Origin of the sequence: Vibrio misgurnus (assembly GCF_029635775.1) — a bacterium.
In the GTDB taxonomy this organism is placed as follows: Bacteria; Pseudomonadota; Gammaproteobacteria; order Enterobacterales; family Vibrionaceae; genus Vibrio; species Vibrio chanodichtyis.
Window position 1 is genome coordinate 1,069,169 of record NZ_CP113241.1, and the last position, 21,725, is coordinate 1,090,893.

19 protein-coding genes and 2 pseudogenes are annotated in these 21,725 nt (G+C 48.2%); 7 read left to right on the top strand and 14 right to left on the bottom strand.

Going from position 1 to position 21,725, the window contains the following annotated elements:
* Positions 1-81: 81 nt before the first annotated feature.
* Both cmoB and cmoA read right to left on the bottom strand, forming a co-directional pair.
* Positions 82-1,053 carry a tRNA 5-methoxyuridine(34)/uridine 5-oxyacetic acid(34) synthase CmoB gene (gene cmoB, locus OOK74_RS05140; protein ID WP_274721983.1) on the bottom strand — a complete coding sequence of 324 codons (972 nt, stop codon included), beginning with the start codon at positions 1,051-1,053 and terminating at the stop codon, positions 82-84.
* A gap of 233 nt (positions 1,054-1,286) precedes the next feature.
* Complete coding sequence (cmoA, locus tag OOK74_RS05145) at positions 1,287-2,015, bottom strand: carboxy-S-adenosyl-L-methionine synthase CmoA (RefSeq protein ID WP_274721982.1); 729 nt, start codon at positions 2,013-2,015, stop codon at positions 1,287-1,289.
* Between the two features lie 423 nt (positions 2,016-2,438).
* Between cmoA and aspS the strand changes: the two genes are divergently transcribed.
* Positions 2,439-4,211 (top strand): aspartate--tRNA ligase, encoded by a 1,773-nt coding sequence (gene aspS / locus OOK74_RS05150; RefSeq protein ID WP_274721981.1) that lies wholly within the window; start codon positions 2,439-2,441, stop codon positions 4,209-4,211.
* Positions 4,212-4,469: 258 nt separating this feature from the next.
* Positions 4,470-5,048, top strand: a complete 579-nt coding sequence (locus tag OOK74_RS05155) for a thymidine kinase (protein WP_274721980.1) — start codon at positions 4,470-4,472, stop codon at positions 5,046-5,048.
* 148 nt (positions 5,049-5,196) lie between these two features.
* Here OOK74_RS05155 and OOK74_RS05160 read toward each other — a convergent pair whose 3' ends face one another.
* From OOK74_RS05160 to OOK74_RS05190, 7 genes and pseudogenes are all read right to left on the bottom strand, one after another.
* On the bottom strand, positions 5,197-6,468 hold the full coding sequence (locus OOK74_RS05160) for a dicarboxylate/amino acid:cation symporter (protein ID WP_406707961.1): 1,272 nt from the start codon (positions 6,466-6,468) through the stop codon (positions 5,197-5,199).
* Between the two features lie 301 nt (positions 6,469-6,769).
* Positions 6,770-7,585: a tryptophan synthase subunit alpha gene (gene trpA / locus OOK74_RS05165; RefSeq protein WP_274721979.1), complete on the bottom strand. Its 816-nt coding sequence runs from the start codon at positions 7,583-7,585 to the stop codon at positions 6,770-6,772.
* Positions 7,585-8,775 (bottom strand): tryptophan synthase subunit beta, encoded by a 1,191-nt coding sequence (gene trpB / locus OOK74_RS05170; protein ID WP_274721978.1) that lies wholly within the window; start codon positions 8,773-8,775, stop codon positions 7,585-7,587. The genes trpA and trpB overlap by 1 nt, the downstream gene beginning before the upstream one ends.
* A 40-nt stretch (positions 8,776-8,815) precedes the next feature.
* Positions 8,816-10,225 (bottom strand): bifunctional indole-3-glycerol-phosphate synthase TrpC/phosphoribosylanthranilate isomerase TrpF, encoded by a 1,410-nt coding sequence (gene trpCF / locus OOK74_RS05175; RefSeq protein ID WP_274721977.1) that lies wholly within the window; start codon positions 10,223-10,225, stop codon positions 8,816-8,818.
* A gap of 5 nt (positions 10,226-10,230) precedes the next feature.
* Positions 10,231-11,229: an anthranilate phosphoribosyltransferase gene (trpD, locus tag OOK74_RS05180; RefSeq protein WP_274721976.1), complete on the bottom strand. Its 999-nt coding sequence runs from the start codon at positions 11,227-11,229 to the stop codon at positions 10,231-10,233.
* Positions 11,230-11,249: 20 nt separating this feature from the next.
* On the bottom strand, positions 11,250-11,855 hold the full coding sequence (locus OOK74_RS05185) for an aminodeoxychorismate/anthranilate synthase component II (protein WP_274721975.1): 606 nt from the start codon (positions 11,853-11,855) through the stop codon (positions 11,250-11,252).
* A 99-nt stretch (positions 11,856-11,954) separates the two neighbouring features.
* Positions 11,955-13,514 (bottom strand): annotated as a pseudogene (locus tag OOK74_RS05190) (anthranilate synthase component 1); the annotation flags it as partial.
* A gap of 213 nt (positions 13,515-13,727) precedes the next feature.
* Between OOK74_RS05190 and rnm the strand changes: the two are divergent.
* The 3 genes from rnm to rluB all read left to right on the top strand — a co-directional run bounded on the left by rnm (position 13,728) and on the right by rluB (position 16,366).
* Positions 13,728-14,651: an RNase RNM gene (gene rnm / locus OOK74_RS05195; RefSeq protein WP_274721974.1), complete on the top strand. Its 924-nt coding sequence runs from the start codon at positions 13,728-13,730 to the stop codon at positions 14,649-14,651.
* Positions 14,648-15,268 carry an L-threonylcarbamoyladenylate synthase gene (locus tag OOK74_RS05200; protein ID WP_274721973.1) on the top strand — a complete coding sequence of 207 codons (621 nt, stop codon included), beginning with the start codon at positions 14,648-14,650 and terminating at the stop codon, positions 15,266-15,268. Before rnm ends, OOK74_RS05200 begins: the two co-directional genes overlap by 4 nt.
* Positions 15,269-15,400: 132 nt before the next feature.
* Entirely contained in the window at positions 15,401-16,366 is a 966-nt protein-coding gene (rluB, locus tag OOK74_RS05205; protein ID WP_274721972.1) for a 23S rRNA pseudouridine(2605) synthase RluB, read from the top strand.
* Between the two features lie 81 nt (positions 16,367-16,447).
* On the opposite strand, the gene OOK74_RS05210 is transcribed toward rluB, so the two are convergent.
* From OOK74_RS05210 to OOK74_RS05220, 3 genes are all read right to left on the bottom strand, one after another.
* Positions 16,448-17,023 carry a nucleoside triphosphate pyrophosphohydrolase family protein gene (locus tag OOK74_RS05210; RefSeq protein ID WP_274721971.1) on the bottom strand — a complete coding sequence of 192 codons (576 nt, stop codon included), beginning with the start codon at positions 17,021-17,023 and terminating at the stop codon, positions 16,448-16,450.
* Positions 17,024-17,218: 195 nt separating this feature from the next.
* The gene (locus tag OOK74_RS05215; protein ID WP_274721970.1) at positions 17,219-17,569 is read right to left on the bottom strand and encodes a DUF2750 domain-containing protein; all 351 of its coding nucleotides are present in this window, start codon (positions 17,567-17,569) and stop codon (positions 17,219-17,221) included.
* A 115-nt stretch (positions 17,570-17,684) separates the two neighbouring features.
* Complete coding sequence (locus OOK74_RS05220; protein WP_274721969.1) at positions 17,685-18,581, bottom strand: DUF3943 domain-containing protein; 897 nt, start codon at positions 18,579-18,581, stop codon at positions 17,685-17,687.
* A 175-nt stretch (positions 18,582-18,756) separates the two neighbouring features.
* On the opposite strand from OOK74_RS05220, the gene OOK74_RS05225 reads away from it, so the two are divergent.
* The gene (locus OOK74_RS05225) at positions 18,757-19,992 is read left to right on the top strand and encodes a CinA family nicotinamide mononucleotide deamidase-related protein (RefSeq protein ID WP_274721968.1); all 1,236 of its coding nucleotides are present in this window, start codon (positions 18,757-18,759) and stop codon (positions 19,990-19,992) included.
* A gap of 133 nt (positions 19,993-20,125) precedes the next feature.
* The gene (locus OOK74_RS05230; protein ID WP_274721967.1) at positions 20,126-20,380 is read left to right on the top strand and encodes a hypothetical protein; all 255 of its coding nucleotides are present in this window, start codon (positions 20,126-20,128) and stop codon (positions 20,378-20,380) included.
* On the opposite strand, the gene yfaE is transcribed toward OOK74_RS05230, so the two are convergent.
* Positions 20,377-20,655, bottom strand: coding sequence for a class I ribonucleotide reductase maintenance protein YfaE (gene yfaE, locus OOK74_RS05235; RefSeq protein ID WP_274721966.1), 279 nt, complete (start codon positions 20,653-20,655; stop codon positions 20,377-20,379). The genes OOK74_RS05230 and yfaE overlap by 4 nt on opposite strands.
* Positions 20,655-21,659 (bottom strand): annotated as a pseudogene (gene nrdB, locus OOK74_RS05240) (class Ia ribonucleoside-diphosphate reductase subunit beta); the annotation flags it as partial. The gene yfaE and the pseudogene nrdB, both read right to left, overlap by 1 nt.
* Between the last annotated feature and the right edge of the window lie 66 nt (positions 21,660-21,725).

The window sequence follows — 21,725 nt, forward strand, 5'->3', positions numbered from 1 at the left end:
TACGAACCAAGGATGCGTTGAGCATCCTTGGGCGGGTAAGGGTAATGTGATACCCAAATCAACGAGTTAATACTGTGTCAATTATGGTTTTTTAGCAATCAAAATGGCACGGCGAGGTGCTGGGTAGCCTTCAATAGTTTGACTTGGATCTTGTGGGTCGAGGTAATCGGGCAGTGAATTGTGATTCATCCACTCGGTGGTACGCTGTTCACCTACTGAAGTGACGTTTTCATCGACAATACGCACATCGATAAAACCGGTTTTTTCTAACCACACTTTTAAAGCGAGTGCTGATGGAAAAAAGAACACATTGCGCATTTGCGCGTAGCGATCAAACGGCACCAAAACGGTTTGCTCATCCCCCTCGACCACTAAGGTTTCGAGGATTAACTCGCCCCCAGAGGTTAACTGGTTTTTCAGTTGCAGTAAGTGATCCAGCGGTGAACGACGATGGTAAAGCACTCCCATGCTAAATACCGTATCAAAGGCATTCAATTCAGGCAATTGCTCAATGCCGAGTGGCAAAAGGTGTACTCGCTGATCATCGCCTAGCAGTTTACGTACCGCTTCAAACTGGATTAAAAATAGCTCTGAAGGGTCGATGCCAAACACTTGTTCGGCTCCGGCACCGAGCATGCGCCACATGTGATAGCCATTGCCGCAGCCGACATCCAACACCAAACGATGTTTCAGGGGCGAAATATGTGGTAGGAGGCGATCCCACTTCCAGTCTGAACGCCATTCAGTATCAATATGGATCCCGTGTAAATGATAAGGACCCTTGCGCCACGGATGAAAGGTTTTCAGCACCGCTTCAAGTTTTTTCTGCTCGCCGAGAGTGAGCGGCTGATGGTTATGCACGCTCACCGCGGTTTGTAAATCCATCACCTCTGGTTGACCCACTGGAATTTTGTTGAGATTGCGTATCCAGCGATCCAGATCACCATGCGGCTGAGCTTGCCAATCGGTCAATTGCTGAGGCAAGGTGTTGAGCCACGGCTGCAATTTAGGATGTTGCGCGATCTGTTGATAAACGTTGGCGAAATTGAACATGGAGCTTAATACCTACACGATGCTCTCTGCAAAGGTTATGGCTGGAGCTTGGCGCAGAGAGTCGCTCAAGTAACCAAATGATGTAATGTCTACGCTCTGTATCCCCTTCCGACTTGAAGCAGCGGTGTTGGCTAGGTTGGTTCACCCCAATCACATAGTTTGTCTATGCGCATCGGGACTCACTCACTTGCCGCCTGCCTGCAACTCCAAGTGGTTTGGGTATAACGATGGCACTATTTAATGGCAAACATCGAACCAAAGTTAAAACACTGAAACCAGACTTCAAAGCTGGAGAAACCCAATTTAGCCAAGCGTTGTTTATGGGTCTGGATCGAATCTGGACGCATCACATTTTCAATCGCGCTGCGTTTTTGGCTAATTTCTAACTCGCTGTAACCGTTGGCGCGCTTGAAATCGTGGTGCAAATCAATCAATAGTTCATGCGCTTCTTGATCGGTGAACACAAATTTTTCTGACAAGATCAAAATACCGCCAGGGCGCAATCCGGCATAAATTTTTTCAAGTAGCGCGTAACGATCATCTGCGGCCAGAAACTGTAAGGTAAAGTTCAGCACCACCACCGAGGCATTTTCAATCGTAATATCGCGAATATCCGCCTTAATCACCTGCACCGGAGTGTCTGAGCGATAAGCATTGAGGTGGCGTTGACAGCGTTCTACCATCGCCGCCGAGTTATCGACCGCAATAATTTGGCAGCCTTCTTGGTGAATATGGCGACGCATAGAAAGCGTGGCCGCACCGAGTGAACAGCCCAAATCATAAATTTGCGAATGCGGCTTAACAAAGCGTTCAGCCAGCATACCAATCGCAGAAATAATGTTGCTGTAGCCTGGAACCGAGCGTTGGATCATATCCGGAAAGACTTCGGCGACCCGCTCGTCAAAGGTGAAATCGCCAATCTTATCGATTGGAGCAGAAAACAGCGTATCTTTGGGATTCATGCCGACCTCATTACAGCGTCTAAACCTGTGCCAACGCAGCAGGAACAATAAAAGGCGCGTATTTTATGCAAAATTGCCGCGCCTGTCATTACGCATCTTTATTTAGCCAGAAATCTCGCCAACCCAGCCAGAGGGAAAACCCTTTGCCTCAATCCTCTGCACGAGAGTTTTGAAGAATCATTGATTTTAGCGCTATAATCAGCGGCTATTTTCCCTTCCGATCCGCGTTTACGGTTTCGTTGGCGGCATTATTGCTTTAAAAAGCAGCAAGGGATAAGAAAAGACAATAAATTGTACGCTGGAAGGTCGATCTTAGATCCCTTTCGGCGTATAAATGGACCTTTGCTGAAATGGTCGTCTGTCAAGCACAGCATGGCTTTTTCGGGTTAGATTTGATGACTAATTGAAATTGGGAAATTCACTATGCGTAGCCATTATTGTGGTCACCTGAACAAGTCCTTGGTAGGACAAACTGTAGAACTGTGCGGTTGGGTTAATCGCCGCCGTGATTTAGGCGGTCTGATCTTCATTGATATGCGAGATCGCGAAGGTATTGTTCAGGTCGTAGTGGATCCCGATATGGCGGATGTATTTGCCGTTGCTAACCAATTGCGTGGTGAATTTTGTATCAAATTGACGGGTGAAGTGCGCGCTCGTCCTGAAAGCCAAATTAATCAAGATATGGCAACCGGTGAAGTAGAACTATTGGCACGTAGCCTTGAGATCATTAACCGCTCAGAGGTGCTACCGCTCGATTTCAATCAAAAGAACTCTGAAGAGCAGCGCCTTAAGTACCGTTACTTGGATCTGCGTCGCCCTGAGATGAGTGATCGCATCAAACTGCGTGCCAAAGCCTCAAGCTTTGTGCGCCGTTTCCTTGATAACCACAATTTTCTGGATATCGAAACGCCAGTATTGACCAAAGCGACCCCAGAAGGCGCGCGTGATTACTTAGTGCCGAGCCGGGTACACAAAGGCAGTTTCTATGCCTTGCCACAATCGCCACAGCTGTTTAAGCAGTTGCTGATGATGTCGGGCTTCGATCGTTACTACCAAATCGTCAAATGTTTCCGTGACGAAGATTTGCGTGCTGACCGTCAACCTGAATTTACTCAGATCGATATTGAAACCTCATTCATGAGCGCTGAGCAAGTGCGTGCTGTGACCGAGCAGATGATCCGTGAAATGTGGCTTGAACTGCTCAATGTTGATCTCGGCGATTTCCCAATCATGCCGTACAGCGAAGCGATGCGTCGTTTTGGCTCTGACAAACCGGATCTGCGTAACCCGATGGAACTGGTGGATGTGGCTGATTTGCTGAAAGAGGTTGAGTTTAAAGTCTTCTCTGCTCCGGCTAACGATCCTAAAGGTCGCGTGGCGGCACTGCGTATCCCGGGTGGTGCAGCGCTGACTCGTAAGCAAATTGATGAGTACACCGCATTTGTCGCTATCTATGGCGCGAAAGGCTTGGCATGGTTGAAAGTCAATGATCTGGCGGCTGGTATGGAAGGGATTCAATCGCCAGTGGCGAAATTCCTCACCGCAGAGATCATCCAAGCCATCATCGAGCGCACTCAAGCGCAAACCGGCGATATTATTCTATTTGGTGCTGATTCTGCCAAAGTGGTGGCGGAAGCGCTCGGCGCACTGCGTTTGAAAGCTGGTAAAGAGTTGGGTATCACCAATGAATCGGCTTGGGCACCACTGTGGGTAGTTGATTTCCCAATGTTTGAAGGTGATGACCAAGGTAATATGGCGGCCATGCACCACCCATTCACTTCGCCACTCAACTTAACACCTGAGCAGTTGAAAGCTAACCCAGAAGAGGCGCTGTCCAACGCTTATGATATGGTGTTAAACGGCTATGAAGTCGGTGGTGGCTCGGTGCGTATCCATAATGCAGACATGCAAGCCGCGGTATTTGATATTTTGGGTATTACACCAGAAGAGCAAACCCTCAAGTTTGGCTTCCTACTGGATGCGCTGAAGTTTGGTACTCCACCACATGCCGGTCTGGCCTTTGGTCTGGATCGTCTGGTGATGCTATTGTGTGGCACCGAAAATATCCGTGATGTTATCGCGTTCCCGAAAACCACGGCTGCCGCTTGTTTGATGACCGATGCACCGAGTGTGGCTAATCCTGCGGCATTGGAAGAGTTAGCGATTGCGGTTAAGCTGGCCAAAGACAACGCGTAAGCAACGCCTTGCGAAGGGTGGCATTAGCCACCCTTTTTTATACTCTTCCTACTTGAAGTTGCAGTGGTGTTGGCTACGTTCGCTCACCCCAATCGCATAGTTTATCTATGCTGATGTGGAATCGCTTACTTGCCGCCTACCTGCAACATCAAGTCGTTTGAGTAGTTGTCACCGATTTCACTTTATGTAAGTCGGTGGCCGATTGACCTGCGCAGCACGATAGCGCAGAGAGTAAGATGTTAAGACAGGATTTTTGCTTTGGCTCAGATGTATTTTTATTACTCGGCAATGAACGCGGGTAAATCAACCACCTTATTGCAGTCGGCGTTTAACTACCAAGAGCGCGGCATGAACCCATTGATTTTTACCGCGGCGATTGATGATCGGTTTGGGATTGGTAAAGTGAGTTCTCGAATTGGGCTGGAAGCCGAAGCCCAGCTTTTCCAAGCCGACACCGATCTTTTCCAAGTGATTTCTCAGTTACACCAAATCGAGCCGCGCCATTGTGTGTTAATGGATGAGTGCCAATTTCTCTCGAAACAGCAAGTTTACCAATTGACCGAAGTGGTGGATAAATTGGATATTCCGGTGCTGTGTTATGGCTTGCGCACCGATTTTCTTGGCGAGTTGTTTGAAGGCAGCCAATATCTGCTGGCATGGGCAGATAAATTGATCGAGCTGAAAACCATCTGTCATTGTGGTCGTAAAGCCAATATGGTGATCCGCACTGATCAAGATGGCAAAGCGATTAGTGAAGGGGATCAAGTCGCGATTGGTGGCAATGATAAATATCTATCTGCTTGCCGTCTGCACTATAAGCAAGCATTAGGCCGTTGATTTTATAGCCTTAAAACCTTAAAAAGCCAGACAAGAGTCTGGCTTTTTCTATTGCAATATTTTATCGCTAGCTTAATGAAGTGCAGCCCAACTGAAGGGACAATCGATAGTTAAGTTGCACATGCATCGCTAAATTTCACATCAATAATTAAGCTTCGCGATTTTGGTATTCAGTGCTTGGCTCTTCTTCGATGATGGCATCCACAATCACCGCACAAGCCGCATCACCCGTGATATTGAGTGCAGTACGGATCATGTCGAAGATACGGTCGAGAGCGAACAGCAGTGGTAGACCTTCAATCGGAATACCAGCGGCTAAGAGTACCGCAACCACCAAGAATGATGGCCCAGGAACGCCGGCTTGACCTACTGCACCTAATGTTGCGGTGACGATGATCGCGATGTAAGCACCAATGCCTAAATCAATATTGAACAATTGAGCAAAGAAAATTGCGACTAAGCCGTAGTAAATCGCGTTGCCCGACATGTTGATGGTCGCACCCAATGGCAGTACAAAGGACGCGGTGGAGTTACGTACTCCGAGTTCATTTTTCACTGTATCCATAGTGACTGGCAGAGTCGCCATCGATGATGCGGTTGACAGCGCAACCGCTTGTGGTTTTTTCATCGCTTGGAGGAATTTTTTCGCCGACGTTTTGCTAAACAATTGGATCATCAGTGGGTAAGCCACAAAGCCGAAAATAGCAATCGCTGCGACATAAACCACAAACAGTTTGAACACCACCATGAGCGCGCTGAAACCGAAAGTGCCGACCGCATCGGCCATTAGACCAAATACACCAATCGGTGCAATGATCATGACTTTATTGATCATCCATACCATCGCATCAACCACAGTGTTCACTGCGTTGAGTACCGGTTCGCGTTTTTCTTTGGCTTGCTTAGATAGTGCAATACCCAAAAACAGGCAGAAGACTAAGATTTGCAGGATATTGGCTTCATTGAGTGATTGGAACACGTTGGTTGGGATCATACCAATCACGGTCGCCCAGAAAGTGGGCAGCTCACCTTGGGCGGCGTATTCGGCAGAAAACATGCTTTCCACCCCAGATACATCAATACCTACGCCAGGTTGGAACAGTTCACCCATCACTAGGGCGAGCGCAACGGCGGCGGCTGAGGTGAAGGCAAAATAACTTAAGGTAACGGCACCCACTTTGCCTGCCGCATGGCTATCACCTAGTCCAGCTGCGCCAGAAATCAGCGCGACAGCAACTAAAGGGATAACCAGCATTTTGATCAGATTAATAAAAATTGCGCCTAAGGGAGCAAACAAGGTTGCTTCGTGACCCATGGCCGCGCCGACCACGGTACCGACGAGCATGGCGATGACAACTTGTACGCCGATGTTGTTTAGTAAATTCTTTGTGTTTAACACTTCCGTAACCTCTGTGCTAATTAATTATACATTCCTAGTATTGACCACTAGTGTTATGTCGCTAAATGGGCAAAAATTTTGCTCTTGTTTTTTACACTCAATATTTACATTTGGCAATAAGTGCCGCGAGTGATTTGTCTGTCGTCGAGTAAAAAGCGAGAGATTTAGCGTTTTATAAGCAAGGTAAACGTTTGCTATTGACTTGTGAGGTGGTTTTTGATGCGCTTGGTGGATGACGAATTGTTAATGAAATGATGCGGCGTATCAGGGCGACACGCCGCAAAAGATGGTGGTGCAAATCATTAAGCGTTGTCGAGCAGGCTTAGCTTAGCGATAGATAGGTAGCCTGTTTCATCGCTTGGGTAAAGTGTGCTAATTCGACTAATTGTTGGCTTGGATTATCTAAATGGTGGGCAATGATTTTCACCACCGCCGATCCAGATATCGCTCCCGCAGCACCTGCCTCAAGCGCTTGCTTGACTTGTGCTGGCTCCGATATACCAAAGCCCAGTAGTGCGGGTGGCGCAGCAAATTGTTGTAAACGCTCCAGCATGGTGTGAACCGGCATATTGGCTTTGGTTTCTGCTCCGGTCACGCCGGAGCGCGACAGCAAATAAGTGTAACCTTTACCCAGTTGCGCTACGGCTTGTAGGGTTGCATCACTGGCGGTGGGGGGAGCAATAAAGATCGGCTGGATGCCAAACTTCTCTGCGGCGGCGACGAACGGCTGACTTTCATTGGTGGGTACATCGGCAATCAGCACTGAATCCACCCCAGCTTTTTGGCAACGCTGATAAAAATTTTCGATACCACGGGCGTAGACCAAATTGGCATACATCAATAACCCAATCGGTGTCTCAGGGTTACGAGCGCGGATTTGTGCAATCAGCTCAAAGCAGACATCAGGCGTAGTATTGGCGGCTAGTGCGCGTAAGTTGGCCCCTTGGATCGTCGGACCATCTGCCAACGGATCGGAAAATGGCATGCCAAGTTCAAGTGCATCGGCTCCCGAATCGATCAGGGTTTGCATAATCGCCAGTGATTGCGCAGGGTTAGGATCACCAATGGTGACAAAGGGGACAAACGCGCCTTGCTGCGCGGCTGCTAGACGTTGGAATAGGGCTTGGTAACGGTTCATTACAGTGCTCCTCGCTCTTCAAGTAATTTATGTACGGTGAAGATATCTTTATCGCCACGCCCCGATAGGTTAACCACTAACAATTGCTCTTTATCTGGCTCGGCATAGGCCATTTTAATTGCATAGGCTAAAGCGTGAGAGGATTCTAGTGCTGGGATAATGCCTTCTCGGCGTGCCAAAACTTGGAAAGCGTCGAGCGCTTGATCATCGGTAATACTGTCATATTCGGCGCGGCCGATCGCGTGTAGGTGAGCATGTTGCGGGCCGACTGATGGGAAATCGAGTCCAGCCGAGATCGAGTAAGACTCTTCAATTTGCCCATCACTATCTTGCATTAAGGGAGCTTTCATACCAAAGAAAATGCCGGTTTTACCATGTTTGAGTGGTGCACCATGCTGATGGGTTTCGATCCCTTTGCCTGCTGGTTCTATTCCAATTAAACGTACCGATTTTTCTTCGATGAAATCAGCAAACATGCCAATTGCGTTAGAGCCACCACCGACACAGGCGATCACCGCATCGGGCAAACGACCTTCCCGAGCGAGGATCTGATGTTTGGTCTCTTCACCAATCATGCGCTGAAATTCACGCACGATAGTGGGGAATGGGTGCGGTCCCGCTGCAGTGCCAAGCAGATAATGTGCGGTTTGGTAGCTAGCTGACCAGTCACGCAGTGCTTCGTTACAGGCATCTTTTAGCGTGGCAGAGCCGGAATGCACCGGGATCACGGTTGCGCCCATCAAACGCATCCGAAACACATTTGGACTTTGGCGCTCCACATCTTTGGCACCCATGTAAATTCGACATTTTAAACCGAGTAAGGCGCAAGCTAAGGCGGTGGCAACCCCATGTTGGCCAGCTCCTGTTTCGGCGATGATTTCATCTTTACCCATGCGCTTAGCCAACAAAGCTTGACCGAGAACTTGGTTGGTTTTGTGCGCGCCGCCGTGTAGCAAATCTTCGCGCTTTAAATAGAGTTTGGTCTTGGTACCTTGGGTAATATTGCGAGTGAGGGTTAGCGCCGTCGGCCGTCCCGCGTACTCTTGCAGTAGCGCCATAAACTCAGCGCGAAAGTTTTCATCTTGCTGGGCATCAATAAAGGCTTGTTCCAACTGATCGAGCGCTGGAACCAAAATCTGTGGTACAAACTGTCCACCAAATTCGCCAAAATAGGCGTTTAACTTAGCCATGCTTACATTCCTTTTTTATGCATGTTGCCATGCTGATCATCTAATAATTCCGTAACTGTTGAAAAACCTGTTGCAGCTTGTTGGCATCTTTTTGGCCGGGAGCGCTTTCTACCCCAGAATTAAAATCCAGCCCACGGCAGCCAAGTTGTGCTGCTTGAGCAACATTCTCAGCACTCAAACCACCAGCGAGCATCAGGTCGTGATGTTGAGGCAGTAAACGCCAATCAAAACTGTGCCCTGTACCGCCGCTTTGCGCGCCGATTTGGGCATCGAGCAGATGACGGTCGATCGATTCTGTGAGTAACTGAGGCAAAGTATCACTGACCCCATACGCTTTCCAAATTTCAATCGAAGCGGGCAGGGTAGCACGCAGTTCGCGCACATATTGTGCATTTTCCTCACCGTGCAGTTGCACCGCAAATAAGCCAAGTTGGCTCGCGATATCAGCGACTTGTGCCGCGGGATGATTTTGAAACACCCCTACATAGTGTAGTGGTGCACCGCACATCGTCAGTCGAGCCTGTGCGACATCGACAACGCGTTTGGACTGCTCAACAAAAATCAATCCGCCAAACACGGCACCAGCTTGGTAAGCTTTAGCTGCATCATTCGCACGAGTGAGGCCACACACTTTATGTTCACCGAGCACTATTTTACGCACCGCCAGTTCAAGATTCGCTTGCGCCATTAGCGAGCTGCCAATCAAGAAACCATGGGCAAATGTCGCTAAATCACGCACCTGTTGATGAGTGTAAATGCCTGATTCAGAAATGATGATAGTTCCGGCTGGAATGAGCGGAGCCAACTGCTTGGTGCGATTCAGATCTGTGCTTAAATCACGCAGATTACGGTTATTAATGCCGATGACTTTCGCGTTTAGAGCGAGCGCGCGATTCAGTTCTTGTTGGTTACTGACTTCGGTGAGCACTCCCATACCCAGATCGTGGGCCACCGCCGCCAGTTGACGATATTGATCATCATTGAGTACCGACAACATCAGCAAAATCGCATCCGCTTGATAATGGCGCGCCAAATACACCTGATATGGATCAAGCATAAAATCTTTGCACAATACGGGTTGGCTAACTTGGGCACGCACTTGGGGCAAAAATTCAAAACGACCTTGGAAATACTTCTCATCGGTGAGGACAGAAATGGCGTCAGCGTACTTGTCATACACGCAAGCTATTTCATCTAGATCAAAATTAGCTCGGATCAGCCCTTTTGAGGGTGAGGCTTTCTTGCATTCGAGAATGAATACGGTGTTATCACCGCTCAAGGCTTGATAAAAATCACGATCTGAGCGAGTTAATAATGGATGAAAACTAGCCAGAGGTTGTTTGGCTTTGCGCTCTGCAATCCATTGGTATTTGTCGTTAACAATTTTGACCAGCACTTGCGCCATTTGCGCGGTGTGTTGGGAAATATGCTCAGATAATTGTTCGGACATGCTGTTTAACCTCGTTGTGCTAACTGCTGAACTAAAGCGTACGCTTGGCCCGATTTCATCACCGCTAGTGCTTGCTCGGTATTGGCCTTGAGATCGGGTTGGCCACATAAATGCAGTAGCAGCGCTACATTGACGGCTACCGCGGCCATCTGCGCGTCACTGCCATTACCGGTTAGAATTTGGCTGATGATGGCACGATTTTCAGCGGGGCCTCCACCACGAATCGCATCTAATGGGTAGTGGTTAACGCCAAAATCTTGTGGGGTGAGTGTGTACTCAATCAATTGGCCCTGCTGAAGCTCTATCACTTGGGTTGTTCCATGAATCGCCACTTCATCTAATCCTGAACCATGTACCACGGCGGCGCGCTGCAAGCCCATATGTAGCATGGTTTGTGCAATCGGACGCAGCAATTCAGGACTGTACACACCCATTAATTGAATGTTGGGGCGAGCAGGGTTAATCAGTGGGCCTAAGATATTGAAAATAGTTCGAGTTTTCATGCTTTGGCGCACTGGCATCGCATGGCGCACGCCACTATGGTAGTGAGGAGCAAATAAAAAGGCCACTCCGAGATCGTCCAATGCTTGACGTGACTGCTCGGCACTCATGGTAAGGTTGATGCCAAATGCGCTGAGCAAATCAGACGATCCGGATTGGCTTGATACACCGCGGTTGCCGTGCTTGACGACTTTCACGCCGCAGGCTGCGGCAACAAACGCCGCGGAGGTTGAGATGTTAATGGTGTTTGAGCCATCACCGCCAGTGCCGACAATATCGGCAATATCGTATGTTGGGCGTGGGAATGGATTGGCGTTAGCCAGTAGCGCTTTGGCCGCTCCGGCAATTTCATCCGGTGTCTCACCTTTGATTTTCAGCGCGGTCAGCGCGGCGGCCATTAACATTGGATCGATTTCACCACGAATAATTAGGTCGAAAAGCTGTTGGCTTTCGAGTTGGCTTAGCCCTTGTTGCTGATACAGTTTGTCCATTATGTTATGCATAACATTCTCTCCCTGTGCGGTTATGCGAATTGAGTGTCGAGCCGTGGGGCAGAGCATGCCCAGCCAAGCACGTTAGCCAGTAACGCGGCACCGTGGGTGGTCATGATCGATTCCGGATGAAATTGTAAGCCACATACTTTGTCGGTTTCATGCACCACTGACATCACTAAACCGTCGACTTGTGCGGTAATCGTCAGCGCACTGGGTACTTGGGTGGCGACTAACGAGTGGTAGCGTGCAATCGCCAGCGGTGAAGGCAGGCCGCGATAAATGGCGTGATTTTGGTGCTCCATCATCGACACTTTTCCGTGCACGATGTCACCTGCACCCGCCACCACACCGCCGTAGGCTTCGACAATCGCTTGATGACCTAAACAGATGCCAATCAGTGGCACGCGACCTTTTAAGCGTTGCAATAGCTCGGGCATGCAACCTGCGTCAGAGGGGGCTCCGGGGCCCGGGGAGAGCACCACAATTGGCTGCTCTAACTGTGCTAATGCTTGCTCAATTACCTCGACCGCGATGTGATTGCGATAAATCGTCACTGTGTGGCCGAGCGAGCGAAATTGATCGACCAAGTTGTAAGTGAAAGAATCAAAATTATCGATAAACAGAATATTAGCCATGAGCGCTCCTTAATTTGCACCGATAGTCTGATGTGCACTGATAGTTTGGTGTGTAGCGATCGTTTGATTTGAACTAATCGTTTGAGTTGAACGGTTCGCTTGGTGTGCATCGACTATCGCAGAGATCACCGCTTGTGCCTTACTGCGTGTTTCATCGGCTTCTGCTTGTGGATCGGAGTCGTAGACCACTCCAGCACCGGCTTGTACTTGGGCGATGCCATTTTCAACATAAGCCGAGCGGATCACGATACAGGTATCCAGATCGCCCTCGCCAGTTAGGTAACCAACTGCGCCGCCGTAGCTGCCGCGGCGAGTTTGTTCGACATCACGGATCAACTGCATGGCACGAATTTTTGGTGCGCCAGTCAAGGTGCCCATATTCATACAAGCTTGGTAAGCGTGCAGCGCATCGAGATCGGTACGTAATTGCCCAACCACGCGTGACACCAGATGCATCACATGGCTGTAGCGATCGACTTGCAGTAAGTCGGCGACATGGCGGGTTCCGGCTTGACTGATACGTGCCACATCATTACGCGCCAAATCAACCAGCATCATGTGTTCGGCGTTCTCTTTTTTATCACTGCGCAGTTCCAGCTCCATGCGGCTATCGAGATCAAAATCAAGGCTACCATCGGCTCGTTTGCCACGCCGGCGGGTGCCTGCAATCGGGTAGATTTCCACTTGATTGGTGTGCCGCTCATATTTCAGTGCACTTTCCGGTGATGCTCCAAACAGCGTAAATTTTTGATCCTGCATATAAAACATATAAGGGCTAGGATTGCTTTGTTTGAGGCGTTGATAAGCGGCCAGTGGTGAAGGACAAGGTAGCTGAAAGCGGCGTGATGGCACCACTTGGAACACATCACCAGATACGACGTATTGTTTAAGCGAGCGCACCAGCGCACAAAATTCGTCATCACTGATATTGCTAGTCACGGTGACATCGGTGAGTGGCTCAGCGAGCGGTAATGGCAGAGTTTGATGAGCTTGAGCGCGAATCTCACGCATACGACTTTTTAGCTGGCTATGTAGGCCAACGCTGGGCTGAAATTGAGTGGCTTGTAGCTGGCAAGTTTGCCGTTGATGATCGATCACCATCAAGGTTTCCGCCACATAAAAAACGGCATCAGGGCACTGATTATTCGCAGGTACAGTGCCTAGCGGCTCAAAATTGGCGACCAAATCGTAGGCAAATAAGCCACCGAGAAACAGCGCAAATTTATGTTGTCCGGTGAGATCAAAACTGTGCTGCACTAAACGCAAGGCATCAAACGAAGAGGCTTCGCGCAAGCGTGCATCTTCATCTAGCCCATCACAGGGGGCGCTAAAGGTTAAGGTGAGCTTGGCTTGCTCTATTTGGTGTACCACGTTCTCGGTAAGATTGGCGGTAATAATCTTTAGTAGCGCTTGCCCGTTTGCGCTCAGTGCATGATAGGTCACTTGATGGCCTTGGCACACGATCCGTACCGCTGCATCAATCAGCAGTAAGCTTTTTAGGTTTTGCTTGGAGTCAATTTCCGCGGATTCCAGCAGTAGGCAATCACTGCGATCAGCGCAAAGTGCGTAAAATAGCGCGGTCGGATCTTGTGTATAAGGCAGTTCACTATACAGCACCTCAAGCGGCGCAGTTTGATGGATATTGATGGCCTTATTCATAAGATCTCCTTAAACATGATTCGACGTGGTGATGCAATCAGTATCAATAAAAAGCCGACTATCGGCTGCCACTCGTGCTGGCGTGAAATTGGCTTTATGGTTTGGGTTAAATTCTTGTAACATAGCCAATCTGAATCAAGCGCCTTGCATTTGTGTACTAGTAAACTAGTGCGAGATTAAAAAGTCAAGCCTAAAAATCAAGCAAATATAAATATGAGAATAGATCTGCACAGTCACACCACCGCTTCTGATGGGCGGTTTACCTATCAGCAATTGATTGATCGCGCGATCAGCTTTGAGATTAATGTATTAGCGATCACCGACCACGATACCGTGGCGGCTTTGGGTGATGCGCGTGCTTACATTGATCAGCAGCAATATCCACTACAATTGATTGATGGAATTGAGATATCGACCGTTTGGCAAAATAAAGATATTCATATTGTCGGTTTAAACATCGATCCTAATAGTGCGGCATTACAGCATTTAATTGCCGAGCAACAACAGCGGCGTATTGAACGTGGTGAATTGATGGCGCACCGTTTGCAAAAAGCCACGCGTGAAGGGGTATTAACCGAGGTGCAGCAGATTGCGGCTGGCGCGCCGTTAACTCGAGCACACTTTGCCAAATGGCTGGTGGATAATGGTTATGCAGCAAATATGCAGCAAGTGTTTAAAAAATTTCTCACCCGAGATAATCCCGGTTATGTGCCGCCGAACTGGTGTTCGATGAGTGAAGCGGTAAGGGCTATTCATGCCGCAGGTGGCCAAGCGGTATTAGCGCATCCTGGACGATATGACTTGACGGCTAAATGGCTTAAGCGCTTAATGAGCGCATTTGTGGAAGCCGGTGGTGATGCCATTGAAGTGGCTCAACCGCAGCAGTCGCCACAGGAAAGACGTATGTTGGGTGACTATGCGCGCGAATACCAATTGCTTGCCTCACAAGGCAGCGATTTTCACTATCCTTCACCTTGGATGGAGTTGGGGCGCAATCTTTGGTTACCAGCTGCGGTTGAACCGGTATGGAAAGATTGGTATTTAGCAGCAGAGCATTCATCTCTCAGCCCGTTATCTGCAAGCCCTTTATCTCTAAGCGATAGAGTCGAGAGACTCAATGAAGAGGAACAACCATGAGTCAGTATTTTTACGTTCATCCTGAAAATCCCCAAGTTCGTTTGATCCAACAAGCGGTGGCGATCATTCGCAATGGTGGATTGGTCGTCTATCCGACCGATTCTGGTTACGCGCTCGGTTGCCAGTTAGAAAATAAACATGGCATGGAGCGTATTTGCCAGATCCGTCGTTTGGATGATAAGCACAACTTTACTTTATTATGCCGTGATTTGTCGCAGCTATCTCAATATGCCCGAGTTGATAATGCTGCGTTTCGGTTACTGAAAAATAATACGCCGGGGCCTTACACGTTTATTTTTAAAGGCAGCAAAGAAGTGCCTCGGCGTTTGATGAATGAAAAGCGTAAAACCATTGGTATTCGGGTACCGGATAATCAAATCGCATTGGATTTGCTCGAAGCATTAGGTGAGCCGTTAATGTCGACTTCGCTGATTTTACCTGGCAACGATTTTACGGAATCGGATCCCGATGAAATCCGCGATCATTTAGAACATGCGGTCGATGTGATCCTCAATGGCGGTTACTTGGGCCAGCAACCCACCACAGTCATTGATTTCAGTGATGATGAAGTGGCGGTGGCGCGGATCGGCTCTGGTGATCCTAGCCCCTTTCAATAGTGGAATGATCCGGTTGCGCTGCACTGACAAAACGGATGCTTTTATCGATAAAATTTGCGATACTACGCGACCGCGATTTTAACATCGCAACCCGTCATTCGACGTCTGAGAAGACGACACATAGGTAGATAAATGAGCGAAAAGTTACAGAAAGTTTTAGCACGTGCTGGTCATGGTTCTCGTCGTGAGCTTGAAGCTCTGATCCGAGCTGGGCGCGTAAGTGTTAATGGCAAGGTAGCTGTACTGGGTGAACGCCTAGAAGATGAGATTGCGGTCGTGCGCATCGATGGACACGTGGTATCGGCTAAAGCACCAGAAGAGGTGATTTGCCGAGTTTTGGCTTACTATAAGCCAGAAGGTGAACTGTGTACCCGTCATGATCCAGAAGGTCGTCGCACCGTATTTGACCGTCTGCCGAAAATTCGTGGCTCACGTTGGATCTCAGTTGGCCGTTTGGATGCGAACACCTCCGGTTTGTTGCTGTTTACCACTGATGGTGAATTAGCGAACCGTTTGATGCACCCAAGTCGTCAGGTTGAGCGTGAATATTTAGTGCGCGTATTTGGCGATGTCAACGAAGAAAAAGTGCGTAACCTGGTTCGCGGTGTGCAGCTCGAAGATGGTATGGCGCGTTTTGAAGATGTTATGTATGCCGGTGGTGAAGGCATCAACCATACTTTCTATGTAGTGATTAACGAAGGTCGTAACCGTGAAGTTCGCCGTTTATGGGAATCGCAGGGTACTACGGTAAGTCGCCTCAAGCGTGTGCGTTACGGTGACATCTTTTTGGATAAAAAACTGCCACGTGGTGGTTGGATGGAGCTCGATCTCAAGCAAGTCAATTACCTGCGCGAGTTAGTTGAACTGCGTCCAGAGAAAGAAACGGTGTTGAACTTAGCACCAGATGCCGCCACTCGTAAGCGTGAGCGTACCCGTAGCCAAAAAATTCGTCGTGCCGTGCGTCGTCACGAAGAGAGAATTACTGCAACTCCAGGGCGTAGTGGTAAAGCGGCTGCGCGCCGTAAGCCGGGAGGTGAGTCAAGTTCACGTAATAAAGCGGCCAATCAGCAGCAGAATACGCGTAAACCTCGCGGCTAATTATCGCTAGGATGCTTTCGAACCGTAAGCCAGTCAAATTGACTGGCTTTTTGCTGGCGGTTTTCTATGTTTCGCTTGCTCTTATTGAGTTAATTCAACCAAGTTCGCCGGACGATAGTAAACCGATTTTAGGACTTTGCCTTGACGAACGGTTTTTGACGCAGAGATAAAGTCTTGTGCGCATTTGGCAATAATATACTCCCCTTGCTGCACCGCCATCAGCTTAATACCTTGCTCGGCATAGAATTGTTCGGTCTCTAAATATTCCTGCTGGTTGCGGCATACTTTGCTCATGTTTGAACTATGTACTTCATCCCAGCAAGCTAAAAACGCAATATTTAAATTATCCGCAACATGCAACAACAAATCGATCAAATAACTGATGGCGAGATTGTCTTCAATTTTGGCTTGCCCTAAATGCACTAAGCGTCCCATCAGTACGTACACAGTATCGACAATTGCATCTGCTTGTTCGGTTTTATTATCTGCTTGAGCAAGCTCGGTCAACTCTTCAATGGCTAACGACGTGTGCAAAGTATCGGCTTGCGAGTTTAAAGTGTGTGGTGCGGCAACCGGCAGATCAAAGGTTTGGCGAAATTGATGAATGTCACGGTACAGGTGGTCGAAGATCTCTTGCGTCAGCTTAGTTAATTGCATGCTTGCGTTCCAGATGGTATTTAACAGGGCTGCAAGTGTAACAAAGCTGGTGTCGTCGGGCTATGGCAGTGGTGAGATTGCTGGGGGAGGGATGACAAAAAGGCGCGAAAACGCGCCTTGTATGGTTCGATTATTGTTCGATGGTTACGTGGGTTGATGTGTACACTAAGACTGAGCAATCCAGTCAATCATCGATTAAAGGTAGAGTTTTGCCAGTTGAGCTGGCTCTAATTCTTTACCTTCGAGGCTAGCATTCCAGTTCGGGCCAACTAACACACCATCTTCATCGAGGGTGATTAACCAATCTTCCACAAACACATCAAACGGGATTTCAACGACTTCAAAGTCCGCCCATTCTTCCACGTTGTGAATTTGTGCATCAGCTTTGGATGACCAAAAAGGCATCACTTCACTTTCTGCAAATTCTGTTGATTCACAAGAGAGCCAGCCTTCTTCGTTACGTAATCCCCAAACCAATTGGTTTACTTGGGTTTCTTCAATAAACAGCGCTAAATTCGCGTCGATATCTGCCGTTAATTTGCTCATTTTGTTCTCTCGCAGTAGATAATGTGGTAAGGGTAGCACTTTCATTGCACAATGCCCATGCTGATCGCAGTGCTGGTCATAAAAAGGCGACACCTTGTATCGCCGTTTTAAGCGATTAGAAGGTAATTTTGACGTTTAACCCGTAGTACTGTGAGTCGTAGTTTGCGCCGGCATCCATCGCATACTTTGCCGCTTCTGGGTTGTTGGCCCAAGGGTTGCTTTGGAAAGAGACATCGGCCGAACCACCCCAAGCATCGCTCACCCAGCCATGAATATGACCGATCGGATTGAGGAAAAACAGCGTAACATCACCGGCTGCGTTTGAACCCATGACTTGGCCGCCATTGGCCACAATATTTTGTTCGGCATCAAACATCAGTTCGCCAACCACTGCTCCAAAAAATGGGGTGATAAAAATATCTTGCCATGACGGGATTTCGGCAAATGATTCAACCCCATATTCCCAGAAGAAGGTCGACATGGTGGCTGAGTAAAGGAAAGACTCAAACTCATTAAATCCAGCATGACGTGCAGCAGTGTAATAAACCCCACCGAAATAAGGGTGCATAATGTAGTTCAGAAAATGCTCGTCACGATCCCAAGTTGGGCCAGAAGTGACGTTATCTTTCCATTTTTTACCAAGGTTGCTCAGTTTGCGATCATCTGCATCCCATTTGGTGATCGATTCCGGGAGCAGTGTCATCAACCCTGCGGTCATGACACTTAGGCCTAAAATGGTATAGGTTTGACCTGTGAGATAATCCCAGTCCCGGCTGTCTTGCACCAGTAAATATTTAGGCAGTGGATCATCTAACCTTAGTGTTGAAGCATCGTTAACACTCAAAGAAAAAGCAGGGTTGAGCGAATCGGTATAATAATTGCTTGAGTAGCAGTTGCTCTGTTCACAGCCCAATTGGTAGGCAAAATCAGATTGGAAGTTCACATCTTGTTGTGCGTTTACGCAGGCGGAAAATGTCAACAACATCATGGGTGTGATGTTTTTCTTGAGCACAGATGTCTCCAGTTATAGGTGATAGGTCGATCAGGGTCACAATTATCCATAAAATTGATCAACAAGAAAACCGCTAATTAACGGTTGTACGAAATTGCTTGATCAATAACATTTTCTTGTCGATTGGCTTATTCTTGGTCAATAGAAATGCAGTATTTACATCAGGATGGCAAATATGTTGAAAATAATCATGCTCAGTACCGGTGAAGAGGTTTTACACGGTGATATTGTCGACTCGAATGCTGCTTGGTTAGCGCGTGAGTTTTATCAGCATGGCTTTCCTCTGTATAAACGTTCTACGGTTGGTGATGCACTATCGGCGTTGGTGGAAGAGTTAATGATGCTGAGTTTTAACGCGGATGTGGTGATCGTCAATGGTGGGTTAGGCCCAACCAGTGATGACATTACCGCTCAAGCCGCGGCCCAAGCGGCTGAGCAGCCGTTACAGCTCAGTCACGATTGGCTGGGTCAACTTGAGCAGTTTTTTGCCAACCGCGGTCAAAGCATGCCGCAAAGTAATCGTAAACAGGCGATGTTACCGGCCAACGCTGAGATCATTGCTAACCCGATTGGTACCGCATGTGGTTTTAAAATGTCGCTTAATGATTGTTGGTTCTATTTTACCCCTGGGGTACCGCAAGAGTTTTACCGTATGGTCAGTGAGCAAATTTTGCCTGATCTGCAGCAGCGATTTCCTTGTGTGCCCGTGCAGTGCAGCCGGCTTTATACGTTCGGTTCATCCGAGTCTTCGATCGCAGACAAGCTGGATAAAATCCAGTTACCGGCCGGTTACCATTTAGGTTACCGCTCATATTTGCCATTTATTGAAGTTAAACTATTTGGCCCCAAGTCCGATCCACAACGGCGTTTAAGTTTGCTGAAGATCTTGCATGCTCATTTAGAGCAGCATGTGGTGAGTGTGGATGAGCCAATGCTGGCCAACCTTGGTGATATGATGGCGGAAAAAGGCTTATCGCTGGCATTGGCCGAGCAAGCGACTCAAGGCTGGCTGTCACATTGGCTGCTCAGTGAGCCACGGATAGAAGCATTAGCCGGACATTCATGGGTGCTGAGTCATCGAGTTGCCACTGAGCTGGCTCAACAAGAGCCTCTTGCCGCGGCGTTTGCCTTAGCCGGCGCGACGAAAGATAAATGCGGCACACAAATGGCCTTAGTCACCGGAACACTCAAGCAAGGAGAGGTTTCGGTTGCACTTTCCACCCCGAATGGGGAATGGGGGCAAACCGTCAAATTGGTCGGCCATTTGAGCCAAGCAGAGCAAAAAGAGTGGATTGCGACGCTGGCGGCTGACATGTTGCTGCGTTATCTCACTGGCCGGCCAATGTTTATTGAGTACAGTGGTGTTCAGCGGGTGAAAGAAATGTATTTGCCCAATAGTGCACTGCAATAAATAGGATGGAATCAAAACTGAGTGGTTGAGTGAGGGATGAGTATAGAGGTGTTGTCTCAAAATAGATCCGTTACAGTTGGTGTTGATGAACTACACTCCATTAAGGACCCAACAGTGGCGGCAGGAGGCTGACATGTTTCATCACTCAAAAATCTTGGTATGGTACAAAATTGCCAGCCAAAAAATGGTATTGGGAGAGGTTTATAGCAACGCAACGGAGGATGTGGTTGCGTTGTGGCTACACGCGCCAACTCAATTTGATCATACGAGTAATCAAGGTTATTGGTTATCGCTGTTGGATGATGGCGGTCGTGAAATTGGTCATAAATGGGTATCCATGCGTACAGCGGATGCGATGTTGGGTGGTGTGAAGCTAGCCAGAGCTTAAGCTCTGGCTAAATTGCGTTGATAAACGACTTGTTCTAATTCTAGTGGCGTTTTTGCACGGCAAATGCAAGGTAGTATCTCATTGGCTTGAGTATAAGCCATCGCAAAACCAACATACTCGACCTCACCAGCGACTAACTGGCAACGACAGGCACCGCAGTGCCCATCGCGACAATTGTATTCTGGTGCCAACCCTGCCTGTTCCATACTCTCAAGTAAAGTAAGACTCGGAGTCGCTTCAATGGTCAGCAGTTTGTTGATTTTAATCGCGGCCATTACAGTTCAAAGCCCTTAAAGTCATCGCTGCTGACTTCGTTATCGATCTGACCGACAAGGTAAGAGCTGATCTCGGCCTCTTGCGGTGCAACTTGCACGTTATCAGAGGAGAGCCAAGCATTGATCCATGGAATTGGGTTATTGATCGCGCTTGGGTAAGCAGGCTCTAAACCAACCGCTTGCATACGTATATTGGTGATGTACTCCACGTACTGACACAGAATATCTTTATTGAGGCCAATCATTGAGCCGTCTTTAAACAGATACTCTGCCCACTCTTTCTCCTGCTCGGCGGCTTCTTTGAACAGATCAAAACTCTGTTGTTTACACTCTTCAGCGATGTGTAGGAAAGTAAAGTCATCCATTCCATTACGTAGCAGATTGATCATGTGCTGAGTACCAGTAAGATGCAGCGCTTCATCACGGGCAATCAATTTGATGATTTTTGCATTACCTTCCATCAACTCACGCTCGGCAAATGCAAACGAGCAGGCAAAGCTGACGTAGAAACGGATCGCTTCTAACGCGTTGACGGACATCAAGCACAGATAGAGTTTTTTCTTGAGCTCGCGCAACGACACGTCAACGCTTGCGCCGTTGACCTGATGCTGACCTTCACCAAAACGGTGGTAGTCATTGGTCAGTTGGATCAAATCATCATAATAGTGGGCGATATCTTGGGCACGCTTGATGATGTGTTCGTTTTCAACGATATCGTCAAACACCACCGCCGGATCATTAACGATATTACGGATAATATGAGTGTACGAACGTGAGTGAATCGTTTCCGAGAATGACCAAGTTTCAATCCATGTTTCTAGCTCTGGCAGTGAGACCAGTGGTAGTAGCGCGACGTTTGGGCTACGGCCTTGAATCGAATCGAGCAGGGTTTGGTATTTCAGGTTCGAGATAAAAATGTGCTTTTCATGATCAGGGAGCTTGCCATAATCGATGCGATCGCTTGAGACATCAACTTCCTCTGGACGCCAGAAAAAACTTTTTTGGGACGGGAAATTAGCACCCATAAGCCACATAAATGCATCTAATTTTACTTAAACTGAAAAACTTGA

Coding starts and splice junctions, on each gene's coding strand:
- aspS (WP_274721981.1), top strand. CDS start 2,439: ATGCGTAGCCATTATTGTGGTCACCTGAACAAGTCCTTGGTAGGACAA.
- rnm (WP_274721974.1), top strand. CDS start 13,728: ATGAGAATAGATCTGCACAGTCACACCACCGCTTCTGATGGGCGGTTT.
- cmoA (WP_274721982.1), bottom strand. CDS start 2,015: ATGAATCCCAAAGATACGCTGTTTTCTGCTCCAATCGATAAGATTGGC.
- rluB (WP_274721972.1), top strand. CDS start 15,401: ATGAGCGAAAAGTTACAGAAAGTTTTAGCACGTGCTGGTCATGGTTCT.
- OOK74_RS05215 (WP_274721970.1), bottom strand. CDS start 17,569: ATGAGCAAATTAACGGCAGATATCGACGCGAATTTAGCGCTGTTTATT.
- trpB (WP_274721978.1), bottom strand. CDS start 8,775: ATGGCTAAGTTAAACGCCTATTTTGGCGAATTTGGTGGACAGTTTGTA.
- trpA (WP_274721979.1), bottom strand. CDS start 7,585: ATGAACCGTTACCAAGCCCTATTCCAACGTCTAGCAGCCGCGCAGCAA.
- trpD (WP_274721976.1), bottom strand. CDS start 11,229: ATGCATAACATAATGGACAAACTGTATCAGCAACAAGGGCTAAGCCAA.
- OOK74_RS05200 (WP_274721973.1), top strand. CDS start 14,648: ATGAGTCAGTATTTTTACGTTCATCCTGAAAATCCCCAAGTTCGTTTG.
- OOK74_RS05230 (WP_274721967.1), top strand. CDS start 20,126: ATGTTTCATCACTCAAAAATCTTGGTATGGTACAAAATTGCCAGCCAA.
- OOK74_RS05185 (WP_274721975.1), bottom strand. CDS start 11,855: ATGGCTAATATTCTGTTTATCGATAATTTTGATTCTTTCACTTACAAC.
- OOK74_RS05210 (WP_274721971.1), bottom strand. CDS start 17,023: ATGCAATTAACTAAGCTGACGCAAGAGATCTTCGACCACCTGTACCGT.
- cmoB (WP_274721983.1), bottom strand. CDS start 1,053: ATGTTCAATTTCGCCAACGTTTATCAACAGATCGCGCAACATCCTAAA.
- yfaE (WP_274721966.1), bottom strand. CDS start 20,655: ATGGCCGCGATTAAAATCAACAAACTGCTGACCATTGAAGCGACTCCG.
- trpCF (WP_274721977.1), bottom strand. CDS start 10,225: ATGTCCGAACAATTATCTGAGCATATTTCCCAACACACCGCGCAAATG.
- OOK74_RS05225 (WP_274721968.1), top strand. CDS start 18,757: ATGTTGAAAATAATCATGCTCAGTACCGGTGAAGAGGTTTTACACGGT.